This window comes from Prescottella soli (assembly GCF_040024445.1).
GTDB lineage: Bacteria > Actinomycetota > Actinomycetes > Mycobacteriales > Mycobacteriaceae > Prescottella > Prescottella soli.
The window spans coordinates 1,178,044-1,192,640 of record NZ_CP157276.1 but is presented as its reverse complement, the minus strand read 5'-3'; the positions used below and the strand labels follow the sequence as shown (position 1 = coordinate 1,192,640).

General features: G+C 67.5%; 17 protein-coding genes. 8 read left to right on the top strand and 9 right to left on the bottom strand.

The features are described 5' to 3' along the window. Positions 1-4 precede the first annotated feature (4 nt). Genes ABI214_RS05565 through ABI214_RS05550 form a run of 3 tightly spaced genes read left to right on the top strand, consistent with a single transcriptional unit; the run spans position 5 to position 2,645 of the window. The gene (locus tag ABI214_RS05565; RefSeq protein ID WP_348607003.1) at positions 5-1,138 is read left to right on the top strand and encodes an acyl-CoA dehydrogenase family protein; all 1,134 of its coding nucleotides are present in this window, start codon (positions 5-7) and stop codon (positions 1,136-1,138) included. A 35-nt stretch (positions 1,139-1,173) separates the two neighbouring features. Continuing rightward, positions 1,174-2,178 carry a BTAD domain-containing putative transcriptional regulator gene (locus tag ABI214_RS25430; RefSeq protein ID WP_408586083.1) on the top strand — a complete coding sequence of 335 codons (1,005 nt, stop codon included), beginning with the start codon at positions 1,174-1,176 and terminating at the stop codon, positions 2,176-2,178. Continuing rightward, positions 2,175-2,645 carry a MarR family winged helix-turn-helix transcriptional regulator gene (locus ABI214_RS05550; protein ID WP_348607000.1) on the top strand — a complete coding sequence of 157 codons (471 nt, stop codon included), beginning with the start codon at positions 2,175-2,177 and terminating at the stop codon, positions 2,643-2,645. The genes ABI214_RS25430 and ABI214_RS05550 overlap by 4 nt, the downstream gene beginning before the upstream one ends. 52 nt (positions 2,646-2,697) lie before the next feature. Here ABI214_RS05550 and ABI214_RS05545 read toward each other — a convergent pair whose 3' ends face one another. The 5 genes from ABI214_RS05545 to ABI214_RS05525 all read right to left on the bottom strand — a co-directional run bounded on the left by ABI214_RS05545 (position 2,698) and on the right by ABI214_RS05525 (position 6,083). Further along, positions 2,698-3,156, bottom strand: a complete 459-nt coding sequence (locus ABI214_RS05545; RefSeq protein ID WP_348606997.1) for an acyl-CoA thioesterase — start codon at positions 3,154-3,156, stop codon at positions 2,698-2,700. A 29-nt stretch (positions 3,157-3,185) separates the two neighbouring features. After that, complete coding sequence (locus ABI214_RS05540) at positions 3,186-3,668, bottom strand: DUF6328 family protein (protein ID WP_348606994.1); 483 nt, start codon at positions 3,666-3,668, stop codon at positions 3,186-3,188. Beyond that, on the bottom strand, positions 3,669-4,499 hold the full coding sequence (locus ABI214_RS05535; protein WP_348606991.1) for a shikimate 5-dehydrogenase: 831 nt from the start codon (positions 4,497-4,499) through the stop codon (positions 3,669-3,671). Positions 4,500-4,567: 68 nt separating this feature from the next. Further along, positions 4,568-5,608: an ABC transporter substrate-binding protein gene (locus ABI214_RS05530; protein ID WP_348606988.1), complete on the bottom strand. Its 1,041-nt coding sequence runs from the start codon at positions 5,606-5,608 to the stop codon at positions 4,568-4,570. Between the two features lie 88 nt (positions 5,609-5,696). Next, positions 5,697-6,083: a carboxymuconolactone decarboxylase family protein gene (locus ABI214_RS05525; RefSeq protein WP_348606985.1), complete on the bottom strand. Its 387-nt coding sequence runs from the start codon at positions 6,081-6,083 to the stop codon at positions 5,697-5,699. Between the two features lie 254 nt (positions 6,084-6,337). Between ABI214_RS05525 and ABI214_RS05520 the strand changes: the two genes are divergently transcribed. From ABI214_RS05520 to ABI214_RS05500, 5 genes are all read left to right on the top strand, one after another. Continuing rightward, positions 6,338-7,432 carry an AraC family transcriptional regulator gene (locus ABI214_RS05520; RefSeq protein WP_348606982.1) on the top strand — a complete coding sequence of 365 codons (1,095 nt, stop codon included), beginning with the start codon at positions 6,338-6,340 and terminating at the stop codon, positions 7,430-7,432. Positions 7,433-7,667: 235 nt separating this feature from the next. Continuing rightward, the gene (locus tag ABI214_RS05515) at positions 7,668-8,723 is read left to right on the top strand and encodes a 3-keto-5-aminohexanoate cleavage protein (protein ID WP_348606979.1); all 1,056 of its coding nucleotides are present in this window, start codon (positions 7,668-7,670) and stop codon (positions 8,721-8,723) included. 92 nt (positions 8,724-8,815) lie between these two features. Further along, positions 8,816-9,841, top strand: coding sequence for an ABC transporter substrate-binding protein (locus ABI214_RS05510; protein WP_348606976.1), 1,026 nt, complete (start codon positions 8,816-8,818; stop codon positions 9,839-9,841). Next, positions 9,838-10,743 (top strand): ABC transporter permease, encoded by a 906-nt coding sequence (locus ABI214_RS05505; protein ID WP_348606972.1) that lies wholly within the window; start codon positions 9,838-9,840, stop codon positions 10,741-10,743. The genes ABI214_RS05510 and ABI214_RS05505 overlap by 4 nt, the downstream gene beginning before the upstream one ends. After that, positions 10,740-11,552 (top strand): ABC transporter ATP-binding protein, encoded by an 813-nt coding sequence (locus tag ABI214_RS05500; protein ID WP_348606969.1) that lies wholly within the window; start codon positions 10,740-10,742, stop codon positions 11,550-11,552. The genes ABI214_RS05505 and ABI214_RS05500 overlap by 4 nt, the downstream gene beginning before the upstream one ends. Before the next feature lie 91 nt (positions 11,553-11,643). On the opposite strand, the gene ABI214_RS05495 is transcribed toward ABI214_RS05500, so the two are convergent. The 4 genes from ABI214_RS05495 to ABI214_RS05480 are packed head-to-tail and all read right to left on the bottom strand — an operon-like array spanning position 11,644 to position 14,562. Continuing rightward, positions 11,644-12,288 carry an NAD(P)-dependent oxidoreductase gene (locus tag ABI214_RS05495; RefSeq protein WP_348606966.1) on the bottom strand — a complete coding sequence of 215 codons (645 nt, stop codon included), beginning with the start codon at positions 12,286-12,288 and terminating at the stop codon, positions 11,644-11,646. Further along, entirely contained in the window at positions 12,285-13,106 is an 822-nt protein-coding gene (locus ABI214_RS05490; RefSeq protein ID WP_348606963.1) for an SGNH/GDSL hydrolase family protein, read from the bottom strand. The genes ABI214_RS05495 and ABI214_RS05490 overlap by 4 nt, the downstream gene beginning before the upstream one ends. Next, positions 13,103-13,807 carry a hypothetical protein gene (locus ABI214_RS05485; RefSeq protein ID WP_348606960.1) on the bottom strand — a complete coding sequence of 235 codons (705 nt, stop codon included), beginning with the start codon at positions 13,805-13,807 and terminating at the stop codon, positions 13,103-13,105. The genes ABI214_RS05490 and ABI214_RS05485 overlap by 4 nt, the downstream gene beginning before the upstream one ends. Continuing rightward, on the bottom strand, positions 13,804-14,562 hold the full coding sequence (locus tag ABI214_RS05480; protein WP_348606957.1) for an SDR family NAD(P)-dependent oxidoreductase: 759 nt from the start codon (positions 14,560-14,562) through the stop codon (positions 13,804-13,806). Before ABI214_RS05480 ends, ABI214_RS05485 begins: the two co-directional genes overlap by 4 nt. Positions 14,563-14,597 lie beyond the last annotated feature (35 nt).

The following is a 14,597-nucleotide window of genomic DNA, read 5'->3' as shown; positions in this document are numbered from 1 at the left end:
GGGCATGGACTTCGAACTCGACAACGAACAGAAGCTGTTGCGGGACACCACGAGAGGCCTGCTCGAGCGCAGTTACGACGCGGAGACCCTTGCCGCGGTGAAGGCGTCGCCGTGCGGATGGAGCGCGGACGTGTGGCGTCGGCTGGCCGAGACCGGACTGCTCGGACTCGGATTCGACGACGAGGACGGCGGATCGGGGGCCGGCCCTGTCGAGGTAGGGCTGGTGATGACGGAGCTAGGGCGGCGACTGGCCCCCGAACCCGTTCTCGACGCGGTCGTGGTGCCCGGCAGCGTGATCGCGGATGTGGGCAGTGAGGCGCAACGTCGCAAGATCCTGCCCGTCGTCGCCGACGGCGGCCTGCTGCTCGCGTTCGCGCACGCCGAGCCGGGGACCCGCTGGCCGGCGGTCGATGTCGGCACTCATGCTGTCCGGCAGGGGGATTCGTGGACGATCACCGGGACCAAGAACCCGGTCCCACACGGCGACTGCGCCGACACGGTCGTCGTCTCGGCGTCGCTCCCGGACGGTGGGGTCGGTCTGTTCCTGGTGGACACGGACGCCCCCGGCGTGGTCCGGCGTCGGTATGCCACGCATGACGGCCTACGGGCCGCGCAGATCGAGTTGCGCGACGTCGCCGCCGAACCGCTGGGTGACGGTGGGGACGCCGTCGTCGCGATCCGGGCAGCGCAGGTTCGGGCGCAGGCCGCACTGTGCGCCGAGGCCGTCGGGGCGATGGAGGAGGCATTGCGGCTGACCACCGAATACCTCCGCACCCGTAAGCAGTTCGGTGTTCCGTTGGCGAGTTTCCAGACCCTGACCCAGCGTGCCGCGGACATGTACGTGTCGCTGGAGCTGGCGCGGAGCATGAGCCTGTACGTGACGATGTCGCTGGCGGACGGCGTGGTCGATCCCGTCGTCGCGTCGCGGGCGAAGCTGCGGATCGGCAGGTCGGCGCGGCACATCGGGCAGGAGGCGATCCAGATGCACGGCGGGATCGGCATGACCGCCGAATATGCGGTGGGCCACTACGTGTCCCGGCTGACCGCGATCGAACACACACTCGGCTCGGCCGACGACCATCTGCGGGTACTCGCCGCCGACGTCGCCGGGCACGACATGGTCGACGTCGCGGACTAGCCGTGCCCGCGGGACGGCCTGAAGGGAGCAAGGTGGTGGCGAGGGGAATCGAGTTCACGGTCCTGGGTCCCGTCGCGGCCACCCGGGGCGGCCGGCAGATCGTCCTCGACCAGCAGCAGAGGGCACTGCTCGCCGCACTGCTGGTGGCCTTCCCCCACTCGGTCGACATCGAGCGCTTGCGCGCCCAGGTCCGGTACACGCGCGCCGCCGCGGCCGGGAACGGTCAGGTCGGGGGCGGACCCGACCCACTCGCGCAGGCGCTCGAGGGGCTCCGCGGTCGGCTGGACGACGGGGGCACCGAGGGCAGCGTGCTGGTGCGGGACGGCACGCGGTACCAGTTGGCGGTGCCGCGCGACGCGGTGGACGCGGCGCGGTTCGTCGACGAGGTCCGTCGGGGTGACGCGGTGCTGCCGCACGCCCCGGACACGGCCGCGGATGCCTACCGCGAGGGCCTGCGCCAGTGGCGCGGCCTCGCGTACGAGGGCCTCCCGGTGCCGGCGTTCGCCGACACCGTCTTCATCGAGTCCGAGGTGGCGCGCCTGACCGAACGCCGGTTCGAGGCACGGATCTCGCTGGCCCGAGCGGAGCTCGAGGCGGGATCCCCTGCGTCGGCCGCGGTGGAGGCCGAGGCCGTCGTGGCCGATCACCCCCTCGACGAACGCGCGTGGGATTGGAACACCGACCAGTTCGCCCCCTTCGCCGCCAAGGCTCGCGAGTTCCTCGACGCCGGGGTTCCGGTCGCCGCGATCTGCGGTGCGACCGGCGGGCTGGCGATGGCCGGACTGCTCGACGACCGCGAACACACGAGCAACGCGGCCGAGTTCCTGAACTCGGTCGGCTACGGGGGCGGGCACCTGTACCGAGACGAGCCCGCCGTCACCGATCGCGATCTCGTCACGGCCGCGGCCAACGCTCCGGTGCACTTTGCCCGCGAGATCCTCGAGCGTCTCGACGTGTTCGAACCGAACGTCCTGGCCTCGTGGTTCAAGCTCTACGGCCGGCGCGATCCCGCGGGTTTCTACGAACTGATGGCGGGATGAGCACGCGGGTCGAACAGGACCTGCTGAGCGGTCTCGCGCTGGGGACCTTCCGGCTCAACGGACAGTTCCTCGACGTCGCCGAGGGCCTGGCGCGTCCGGCCGGGCTGACCGCGGCGTGGTGGCAGGTCCTCGGCGCCGTCCTGCCGGCGCCGCTGTCGGTCTCCGACATCGCGCGCGAGATGGGGATCACCCGGCAGAGTGTGCAGCGGATCGCGGATCTGCTCGTCACCCGCGGCCTCGCCGAGTACCGGCCCAACCCCTCCCACCGCCGCGCCAAGCTCGTCGCGCCCACGGAGGAGGGACGCCAGGCGAACTCCCGGATCAACCCTGCCCATGCGGAATTCGCCGCCCGCCTGGCGCAGGCCGTGGGGCGAGACGAACTGGCCGACGCCCTCGCGGCGATTCGTCGACTGTCCGTCGTCCTCGACCAGCTGGCCGACGACGACGCATCCGGAAGCGCTCACTGAATCGACCCGAGCGGAGCCGGCGGAATCCCTCGGAATCCCTCGGAGCGTGTCGTCAGTCGTCGGAGACGACCAGCAGGCTTGCGGCGCTGCGGATCTCAGGCGGAATCGGGACCGGCCGGCGGGTGTCGGGGTCGATGTACACGTGGACGAACCGTCCGGTTGCGGCCAGTTCCAGGACATCGTCGGGGTCCTCCCGGAAGATCGCCAGCGCGTAGACGATGCTGCTGGTGCCGAGGCGCTCGACGGACAGTCCCACATGCAGCTGGTCCGGGAACGACAGTTCGCGCACGAACCGGCACGACGTCTCGGCGACGATCCCGATCGCGGGCAGCTCGCGGATGTCGAGTCCGGTGCTGGCCATGAGCCATCCGTTGACCGCAGTGTCGAAGTACGAGTAGTAGGTGACGTTGTTGACGTGCCCGTAGTGGTCGTTGTCGGCCCAGCGGGTCGGCACCGGCCACAGTGCGGGATACGCCTCGGCGCGCGGTTCGGGCTCGTCGGGGGCTGCCATGGGATCAGACGATAATGCCTCGTGCGCGGCTAGCGCAGTTCGTCGTCCGGACGCAGCAGCCGGGGAACCACGAACCACAGAACGCCGAACACCAGGGCCGTGAGTGCCCCGATGAGTTTCGCGACCCAACCGTCGACCGCGACCTCGGCGATGATGAGGACCGTTCCGACCATGGTGGCGGCGAGGAAGACCGAACCCGCGAGCGCGCACATATTGGCGTAGCGCAGAATCTCCTCGCGCCGCCGGTGCCGGAACAGGATGCGATGCCACACCGCGGGGGCGATCAGCAGCGCCGACGACATTGCGGCACACAGCATCGTCGCCAGGTGCAGACCGCGCACGAACGGCGACTGTTCCTCGTATTGGCCGGTGAACACGATCGCCAGGAGGAAGGCGAACAGGATCTGCACGCCGGCCTGTTCGACCCGCAGCTCCTGCAACAACTCGCTGAAGTTGCGGGCGAGGCGCGCGCTTTCGGATTCGCCGGGCTCGCCCGGCGGCAACTCTGTCATCTACGACCTCGAAAATGCCGACGCACGTCGGATCTGTTCGTCGGTGGGTCGCACCCCGGTGTAGAGCACGAACTGTTCCGCGGCCTGCAGCGCGATCACCTCGGCGCCGGTGATCACGGTCTTGCCGTGGGCGGTGGCGGTGCGGACCAGCGGCGTGTCGGGCGGCATCGCGACCACGTCGAACACCGCTTCCGCCGCAACGATTGCCGCCTCGGAGAACGGCAGCGCGTCGGCGTCTGCGCCGCCGGCCATACCGATCGGGGTGGCGTTGACGAGAAGCTGGGGGTGGGCCTCGCCGAGGTCGGGGCGCCACTCGAAGCCGTAGGTCTGGGCCAGCGCCGGACCCGCCTCGTGATTGCGCGCGACGACGGTGACGGTGCGGAATCCGCTGTCCCGCAAGGCGGCGACGACGGCCTTCGCCATGCCGCCACTGCCCGCGACCGCGACGGTCAGGTCGGGACTCAGCTGCGCACGACCCAGGAGGTCGGCGACCGCCTGGTAGTCGGTGTTGTACGCGTGCAGTTCACCGTCCTCGTTGACGATCGTGTTCACCGAGTCGATCGCCGACGCCGACGGATGCACCACGTCGACGTGCTCGATGCACGCCTCCTTGAACGGCATCGACACTCCGCACCCGCGGATGCCGAGGGCGCGGATCCCCGCGATCGCCGCCGGCAGGTCGGTGGTGGTGAACGCCTTGTAGACGAAGTCGAGACCGAGCTCGTCGTACAGGTAGTTGTGGAAGCGGGTACCGATGTTGCTGGGACGGCCCGACAGCGACATGCACAGTCGGGTGTCCTTGGTGACGGTGTCGGTGATCGTGCGGCTCACCCGTCCACGCTAACCGCCGCCCGGCGCTCGTGTCGGCGACTCGTCACCGACACGAGCGGACGCGGGACTTACCGGGGATCACCGCCCGCGCACGGCGCATAGGTCGAGGCGGCGAAGTCCGGTACTTCCGGGGCGGGCGAGGCGACCAGGGGCGCCTGGGCCGCCCACGCGTCAGCCCGAATCGTCGGCTCGATGAATGCGTTCTTCAACGTGGTCCAGGCCTTCGCGCCTCCCGCGGGCGTGTCCCCGATCAGCTCTGCGAGCCACTTGGCCATCGCGTCGTCATTCCGCGGGTCCTGCGAGAAGTCGTAGGCATCCCAGATGGCCTTGCAGTAACTCATGATGTCGCCCGGGCGCTGTTCGACCGCCTCGCACGAGGTCGTGTAGTACGCCTGGACCAGCGGCGAGAGCGCGTTACCGTCCCGGCCGACGATGTCGGTGACGCGAACGACGTCCGAAGGCGGCAACTGCTCCTCCATCGTCGGCCCGTAGTACATGGCGTCGACCTGCTTGGCCTTGAACGCCTGGATGGCGGTCGCGGGCGGGCCGACCGCCACGAACGTGACGTCCTTCGCGGGGTCCATGCCCGCCTGGTTCAGCAGTGCAGTGATCCACAGCTCGGTTCCCGACCCGCGTGCGATCACACCGATGGTCTTGCCCTTCAGGCCCTTCATGGTGGTGTGGGGATCGGTGGGGTCGCCTTTGATCTCCGTGCCGGGCTGCGCGACGACCTCGAGTGTGTTGCTGATGGTGCCGCCCATGGCCTTGACGCAGGCGCCCTTGTCGATCGCCGGCCACATCAGCGGGGGCACCATGGTGTCTACCGCGATGTCATTGGAGATCAGCGCGGTTGCGAGGCTGTTGGCGTTGTCCATGGTGACCAGTTCGACGTTGACCCCGCGCTTGTCGAAGAATCCTTCGTTCTCCGCGACGTAGGTCATCAGGTCGGCGGGCACACCACGCGACAGGCCGACCTTCAGGACGACGCCCTCGCCGTCGGCTCCGGAGCCGGCCCCACCGGCGCTGCTGCACGCTCCCAGTGAGAGTGCAGTGCCCGCTGCGGCGAGGAGGGCAAGCGCGTTGCGCGTCCAAATACGTTGACGACTCATCTGGTTCCTCGTGTGGCTTTCGTAGATGTGCGGGTTGTGCGTTGTGATGCGCGTGCTCGCGCAGGGAGGTCCGTCGACGTCGCCTGGATCAGCCTTCGGACTGCGGCTGCCGGCGTGCGGCCATCTCCTCGACCAGGATGGGGACGCCGAGGTTGCACGAGTGGATGCCTACGATCGTCGCGAGCTTGAGCACCTCGAGGATCTCCTCGGGGGTTACTCCCATGTCCAACGCGGCCTGGATGTGACGCCTCGTGCCGGGCGCGTACATGTGGGTCGCCGACGCATCGACGGCGATGCACAGCAACTGCACCACCTTCGGTGGGATGAGGCCGCTCTGGAACGGTTGCATCGCCATCTTCATGTACAGCTCGGTCCACTCGGGGTCCATCTCGTACAGCCCGTCCCAGAGCTCGTTCCAGCCGCCCCCGGCCTTCATGCCCTCGACAACCGGGTATTCGCTGTCCGTTCGAGTCATCGTGTCCTCCTGTCGGCCGGAATCGGCCGGGTCTGCTGTTTGCCGGAATCGGCGAAGTGGAATCGAATGGCGGGTGCCCTGCGGGTTCGCGCGCGAGGATCGTGCGCGGGGCCGTCATCGGCAGCGCATTCACGAACCGTCGGGTCGACGTCGCTCGCGGCTACCGGGTGACGAGGGTCACAGTAGCGCGAGGGCTGAACTGACACTTGACGGTTCGGGTCGCCAAACTTGACGATTGGGGCTAACTTTCTCGGATGCTGATGCTCAGAAGTGCTGTTCTGAACGGCTACGTCGAGTTGGCGGAGTCGGTGGGCTTGAACCCCCATCCGCTGATGCGAGTCGTCGGGATCGACCCCGGGGCCTTCGCCTCCACCACCGGGTGGATCTCGGCGCACTCGGTGGACCGTCTGCTCGAGATCTCCGCGGATCAGTCCGGCTGCGCGGATTTCGGCATCAGGATGTCTGTCGACCGCGGACTGTCCGCCCTCGGCCCGGTCGGGCTCGTCGCCCGCGAGGAGCCCGACGTCCGCAGCGCGTTGGGCATCGTGCTGCGCCACCTGAACCTGCACAACGAGGCCATCAGCCTGAGTCTGGCCGAGGCCAGGGGCCTGGCCACCTTTCACGTGCAGTCCGCCCCGGGGATCACGATGGGGCGCCAGTCCATCGAGTTGGTGGTCGCTTCCGTCTTTCGGATCCTCGCGGACCTACTCCCCGTGGGCTGGCGGCCGGTGGCCACCTATTTCGCGCACGAGGCGCCTGCCGACGTCGGGATGCACAACCAGGTGTTCGACACAACCGTGGTCTTCGGGCACGAGATCGACGGGATCATCATCCCGTCCAGCGACCTCGACACGCCGAACCCGCTGTCCAACCCGCTGCTGCGCCCCTTCGTCCAGGAGTACCTCGAGCTGCTGGCCCCGGCCACCGGCACCTCGATGTCCTTCCAGGTTCGCGATCTGATTGCCACGCTCCTGCCCACCGAGAGCTGCTCGGCCTCACGGATCGCTCGCAGCTTGGGCATGGACCGGCGCACGCTGCACCGCCATCTGGCCATGTCGGGCGACTCGTACTCCTCGCTTCTCGATGCCGTGCGAAAAGAGCACGCCCAACTCGCGATCGAGGACGGAGACTGCTCCCTCACCGAGCTCGCCGCGGAGTTGGGGTTCTCGGAGCTGAGTGCGTTCTCGCGGTGGTTCCGGCAGCGATTCGGCGTCAGTCCACGAGCCTGGGCGAAGAGGTTCGCAGCCGACACCTCGGAGGTGCGGAGGGGGCGGAGGCTGTCGCCGAAACGGCCAGTTCCGCTGGGAAGTTCGGCTCCGAAATCCGCTTCCGGCACGAGGCTGGCCTGAGCGGCACCGCCTGCTCGTCCGCCGCGGCCGCGGCGCGTGGAAGTCTCTCCCAATTGGTCAAGTATTGCGACCCGAACCGTCAAGTTTGAGTTCGCGACCCGCGCTAGCGTGATCTGCGTCACCCCGGTAGCCGCGTGTGGTGCCGTCCGAGTCGTCGATGGATGCGACGGCATACCGCGCGTTGGCCCAGTCCGTGTTCCCGGCTGGCGCCCCCTTCCACGAACGGAGATCCGCAATGCATTTCCACGATGACGCCCTGTTCCCGGAGAACCAGGAGAAGCTGGTCATCACCGTCGCGCCGTACGGCCCGGAGTGGGCGGTGGAGGACTTCCCCGAAGACCTGCCGCTGACGATGGACGAGCACGTCCAGCAGGCGGTGGACTGCTACGAGGCCGGCGCGACCGTGCTGCACATCCACGTCCGCGAGGAGGACGGCAAGGGCTCCAAGCGGCTGTCGAAGTTCAACGAGCTCCTCGGTCGCCTCCGTGAGGCCGTGCCGGAGATGATCCTGCAGGTCGGCGGCTCGATCTCGTTCGCGCCGGAGGGCGACGGCGCCGACGCGAAGTGGCTGCCGGACAACGTCCGCCACATGCTCGCGGAGCTGGATCCGAAGCCGGACCAGGTGACGATCGCGATCAACACCAGCCAGATGAACATCATGGAGCTGATGACGCCGGGCGACATCAAGGGCACCTCCCTGGAGAACGCCGAGCTCGCCTCGACGTACCGCGAGATGACCGTCCCCGCCGGCCCCGAGTGGGTCGAGGAGCACCTGCGTCGTCTGCAGGCCGCCGGTATCCAGCCGCACTTCCAGCTCTCGTCGATTCCTCAGCTCGAGACGGTGGAGCGGCTGATCCGTCGCGGCGTCTACACCGGCCCGCTGAACCTGACGTGGGTTGCCATCGGCGGCGGCTTCGACGGCCCGAACCCGTACAACATGATGAACTTCATCGATCGGGTCCCGGACGGCGCGTGCCTGACGCTCGAGACGCTGATGCGTTCGGTGCTGCCGGTGAACACGATGGCCATGGCGATGGGTCTGCACACCCGCTGCGGCAACGAGGACAACCTGTGGGCGCCGAACGGCGAGGTGAAGATCACCTCGGCCGAGCAGGTGCGTCAGCTGGTGCGCGTCGCCAAGGAGCTCGGCCGTGAGGTCGCCACCGGCAAGGAGGCCCGCGACATCTACAAGATCGGCACCACGTACGCGAACGCCGACGAGACCCTCGCCAAGCTCGGCTACGCCCCGAACCGGAAGCCGGGTCAGGTCGGGTTCACCGCCCACGCCTGACGATCCGCCGGCGGAAGCCTTGCCGTTGTCGAGGCAGGACGCGGCGTACACCCGACTGCTTCCACCAAAACCGAGTAACCAGAGGACTTTTCATGACCACATTCCGCACGCGCGCGGCCAAGACGGTTGCGGTCGCCGCAACCGCCGTCGGCGCGATCACGTTGGCAGCATGCGGTGGGGACACCTCCGCCGCAGAGGGCTCCGTGATGAAGGTCGGTATCACCCAGGGTGTGCCCGGCGACCTGATGGCGGTCGTCGCGGAGAACGAGGGCTTCTTCGACAAGCGCGGGGTCAACGTCGAGTTGATGCCGCCGTCGTTGACCACCGCCCAGTCCGCCGCTGTCATCTCCAATGACCTCACGGTCGGCACCATGGTGCCCGGCACGCTGTGGCCGGCGATCGACAAGGGTGCCTGTGTGAAGGCGCTCGGCTCGACCCTGGGCAACACGCTGGAGGTCGTCGCGCAGCCCGGCACGGAGATCAAGGGTGACCCCACCGATCCCGACACCACCATGAAGAGCCTGAAGGGCAAGACCATCGGTGTCACTTCCCGCGGGTCCGGCATGGAGCTGTGGATCACCGAGCTGCTGAACCAGGCGGGCATGGACCCCGCGAAGGACGTCACGTTCGTGGCCGTCGGCGCGCCCGCGACCGCCGTCCAGGCGTTCAAGGCCAAGCAGGTCGACGCCATGTACTACGGGCCGACGATGGAGGAGCAGCTGCCGCCGTCGGACGTCGTTCGCGTCACCGACATCGTCGGCCGGGACGGTAACGCGCTCTCGCCGCTGGTCCAGGGTTACCCGTCCGCGTCGTGCAGCACGATCGAGCAGCGCCCCAACGACGTGCTCAACTACTGCAAGGCCATGTGGGATGCCTACGACTTCGCGCAGGATCCGCAGAACGCGGCGACGATGGCCAAGCGGCTCGGTGAGCTCGTCGGTGTCTCGCCCGAGGCCGCGCCCGCGCTCTGGGAGTCCGTCAAGGACGTGTACGTGCCCTTCTCCATCACCGAGGAGTCGTGGAAGGCGCAGTCCCCGCTGGCAGGTTCGCCCGCTCCCGAGGCGCCGAACTACGCCGACACCGTGTACGAGCCGTGCGCAGGCGGTGATCCCCGATGAGTGTGACTCCCGCTGGGGTGGCCCGGTCCGCAACACCCGCCCCGAACGCGGCGGTGGGCGACACGCGTGCCGCCGGCAAGGTGAAGAAACAGAAGAAGAACAAGGTCGTCGTCGGTGCCACCGGCGCGAAGGCCAAGCTGTCGGGTGCGTCGCTGCTGGCGGTGCAGTTGCTGCTGCTGGTGGCGCTGCTGGGACTGTGGCAGCTCACCTACAACTTCGCCGGTAGCAACAAGCTGGTGGTCTCGAACCCGCAGCTGGTGTGGAAGGCGTTCGTGGCCTGGCAGGACAAGGGCACCTTCTGGCCGGATCTGTGGTCGACGGTCTCGGCGGCGTTGATCGCGCTGGTCGCCAGCGCCGTGATCGGCATCGCCGTCGGCATCGGCCTGGCGCTGTCCCCGAGCGTGGAGGCGGTGGTCTCCCCGTTCCTGGACGCGATCAACGCCATGCCCCGCATCGCGCTGGCCCCGGTGTTCGTGATCTATTTCGGCATCGGCTCGACGTCGAAGATCGTGCTGGCCTTCACCCTGGTGGTGTTCATCATCACCATCAACACCCGCGCGGGTGTCGCGAGCGCCGACCCGGAGTTGCTGCGACTGTCGGTGGTGATGGGCGCGAACAAGTGGCAGCGCTTCTACAAGGTGCTGCTGCCGGTGGCGGTGCCCTCGATCTTCGCGGGCCTGCGACTGGGCCTGATCTACTCGCTGCTCGGTGTGGTCGGCGCGGAGCTGATCGCGTCCACCGCCGGCCTGGGCCAGCAGATCTCGGCGTCCTCGGCCGCGTTCGACCTCGGCACCGTCTACGCGGCGCTGATCGTGCTGGCGATCATCGCGGCGGCGTTCAACGCGGCGTCGGGCCGTATCGAAAAGGCGATTCTCCGTTGGCAACCCCCTCAGGACTCATGATGACGCATTCGGACGTGACGACAATGGGCGCCGCTGGCGCCGCCACCATCGAGGATCCGGCCTTCGAGATCCGCTCCGCGACACTGGATTACACCCCGCCGGGGGCGACCACGTACTCGGGTGTGCGGGATCTGTCGATCACCGGCAAGCGGGGCGAGCTGCTGGTACTGGTCGGGCACAGCGGCTGCGGCAAGACCACCGCGCTGAACCTGATGGGAGGGCTGATCCAGCCGACCACCGGTTCGGTGTCGGTGCTGGGCACCAGCCCGGCGCAGGCGCGCTCGCGGATGGGCTACATGTTCGCCCGCGACGCGCTCTACCCGTGGCGCACTGCGCTGCGCAACGTCGAGCTGGGGATGGAGATCGCCCACGTCGACAAGGCCGAGCGGCGCGAACGTGCGATGGACATGCTGCGCAGAGTCGGCCTCGAGTCGGCGGCGGACCGCTACCCCTGGCAGCTCTCACAGGGCATGCGCCAGCGGGTCGCCCTCGCCCGGACCTGGGTGATGAAACCCGCCATGATCCTGATGGACGAGCCGTTCTCCGCCCTCGACGCGCAGACCCGCGACATCGTGCGCGACGAATTCCTCAACGTGTGGAGTCAGGAACGGCAGACCGTCGTGTTCGTCACCCACGACCTCAATGAGGCGCTGCTGATCGCCGACCGCGTCGTCGCGATGCGCGAAGGCCGCATCGTGATCGACATGAAGGTCGACCTGGACCGGCCCCGCGACACCATCGACATCGAGAGTTCCGCCGAGTACCGGGACATGCTCGCCGAACTCCGCGAAACACTCAACAAGCACTGACCGCCTTACTCCCTCGTACGACCGCGGGGCCGGCCCAACGCATGGGCCGGCCCCGCGGTCGTGGTCGAGAATGGCGGTTGATCGACCTTCATCAGGGACCGCTGGAGATTTCCACTGTCGCTTTCCATGTCGAGCGATCATCGATTGCAGACAACATGTACCGAGCCAGGTCGGCACGGGCAATGGTTCTGGCGTCGGTCAAGCCCGCGTCGACAGCGGTGCGGTAGTTGCCCGTTGGGGGCTTGTCCGTGAGCATCGGCGCTCGAATGATTGTCCATTCGAGCTCTTGGGTGCGTAAAGACGCCTCCATTCGTCTCATGTCCGCGTACCCGTGCCGGTACATCCGCTGGACGACGAGACGAGTGACGATCCTCTGGAGGACGGGCGTGTCCGGAGAGATGTCGAGTCCGGCAGACGACAGGCAGAGGAGCCGGCGTGACGGACTCGTGCCCATCGCGGCGAGCACGTTGAGGGTTCCTTCGGAATAGACCGTCGTGGGGCGTTTCCGGTCTGTGCTTCCCAAGCAGGAGAGCACCGTATCGTGCTCGGCGGCAGCGTTTTTCCAGTCGCCGGCCTCGAGAACATCGCCCGGGACGATTCGCAGCGAGGAACTCTCCGGATGGGCGATTCTCTCCGGATGGCGGGCGATCACAGTAACGTCGTGTCCAGCAGAGACAGCCTGGGCAAGCACTTCGGCTCCGGTTCCACCGGTCGCGCCGAGCAGGAGAATTTTCATTGCTCATCACCTTCGGAGAGTGCTTCCAGAATTCGGGCAGTGAGCGCTTCTTGAGTCGCGATGCTGAGGTGCAGGCCGTCCTCGGTGAACCCGTGCGGATCGGAAACGGCGGGCGTGCTGTCGACTGCGAGGCCGGGCATGTCGAGGATCGCTGCGGCGAGCGATGACAGATCGGCGTTCGTCCACGAGATTCCGGAGTCGCGGAAGAACGGGAATGCGGCGACCAGTGTTTCGTCGACCGGTGTCGGGGTCACCCATACCCAGCGAGAGTTGTCATCCGGGAATGCTTGGGCGCGCAGCTCGGTGAGATTTCGCAGTGTCTCTTGTCGGGTCACCAACTGGGGTCCGTCAGCAGAGCCCAGACGTTGGGAGTCGTTCCCGCCGAGCATGCAGAACATCCAGTCCGCGGACTGCCGCCGGATCGCAGGTACCGCCGCGAGCATCTGCGTGCTCGTGGCGCCGGCGACAGCAAGATTGGCGAAACGTAGCTCGAGATCAGGCCGCTGTGTTTCGAGGATCGTGCGCAGAATCTCGAACCAGGAAAGACGGTCGGCGGTGGTGCTCTCGCCGATGGCCACCAGGCGCGCGCCCCGTTCGAACGGCAGCTTCTCGAGATGTGCGCTGACCTGTGGGTCGGCAGCGAGCCGGGCCGCCACCTCCGTGCGCTGGACGTCGAGGGCTTCGAGGACGGAGCGATATTGGTCCTCGTCGGTGCCGAAAATACCGGACAGTGTCTCAACGCTCAGATTCCGAGCGTAGGGCAGCGTGTGCTCGGGGCGCTGGAATCGGATGAGTTTCTCGAGCATCGGGTTGGTCATTTCTGGTCCTTCCTGTTGATGACATGGGTCTCGGTCGGAATGACGAACGCGGCCACGACGATCCAGGCCAGCGATGTAAATCGCACGATCGGGAGCAGGATCGACAACGCGGGAAGCGCGACGGCCAGCGTTGCCGACATCGCGAGGCCGGCGATGCCGAGACCTACCCGGGCATGCCAGCGCGGCAGAATTCGAACGATCAAACCGGGCACGGCGATTCCTGCGATGAGCAGGCCGTTGGGCACGATGAATCCGGGGCCGCCGGTGATGAACGCGAGGTCGTGCACAAGTCGCACGAGCTCGGTGCTTTCCAAGATCTCCGGCCGGGTGAGAGCCCAGGTGAAAAGTGCCGACGAGGCCATCGACGCCGAGGCCAGAATCCCGCCCGCGAAACCGATCGTCGGCCCCGGCGCACGGACGCCGAGGCGGTTCAGCCGCACCGACACCGTGGCCGCGAAGATCGCCAGCGGAAGCGCGGCGGCGAACTGCAGTAGTGCCGTGACGAGGACCGGGGTGGTATCGGCGCGGAAGTACTCGACGATGGCGGCTTCGTCGGAGTAGGGGGACGGGTAGGTCGCGCCTCCGGCGAGAACTGTCGGAAGTATCAGCGAGGCTATGAAGAGTGCGACGGTCGCGATCGCGATGGGCGGCAACGGCGGCCCTGTTCGGGGGCGCCGCGGACTGGTGAGTGTGGCGGTCATAACGTCATTCCTCCTGTGACGTCGAGAGTTGTCCCGGTGATCCACGACGCGCGGTCGCTGACGAGAAAGGCGATCGCTTCGGCGACGTCGACAGGCTGTCCGATGCGGCCCAGAGGTACCCGGGCGGCAATCGCGTCGAGCTGTGGCGAAGGTATGCGCTCGTTCAGTGCGGCGGTTTCGATGATTGAGGGCGCCACGCAGTTGGCCCGGACAGCCGACTCTGCGTACTCCTTCGCGATGTGCTCGGTGAGCATGACCACGCCTGCTTTCGCGGCAGCGTAGGCCGCGTTTGCCTGGGACGGTCGACGACCGGCACTCGAGGCGACGGTCACGATCCGCCCCCCGCCCCGCTCCAGCATCCCGGGGAGCACCGCACGAATGGTGAGGAACACCGACGTCAGGTCCGTGTCGATCACACTTCTCCACCGATCGGGATCGAGGGTCGCGGTCGGAACGGGCGCCCCGGCGCCGCCGGCGAGCGTGACGAGCACGTCGATCGGCCCGAGTCTCTGTGCCACATCGGCTACGACCTCGGCGAGATGATCGGCGTCACTGACATCTCCGACGTAGCCGGCGCTGGCGCCGCCCTCCCTGCGCACCTCGGAGGCGAGCGCGTCGAGAGCGGCTGGGGTACGTCCGTGAACAGCGACGTCGGCACCGAGTCGTGCGAGCGTCCGGGTGACCTCGGCGCCGATGGAGCCCGATGCCCCGGTGACCAAGGCGACGTGACCGGACAGCGATTTAGTATTTGTCATGAATCATTCATAGCAGTGAATGATTAAGTTGCGCT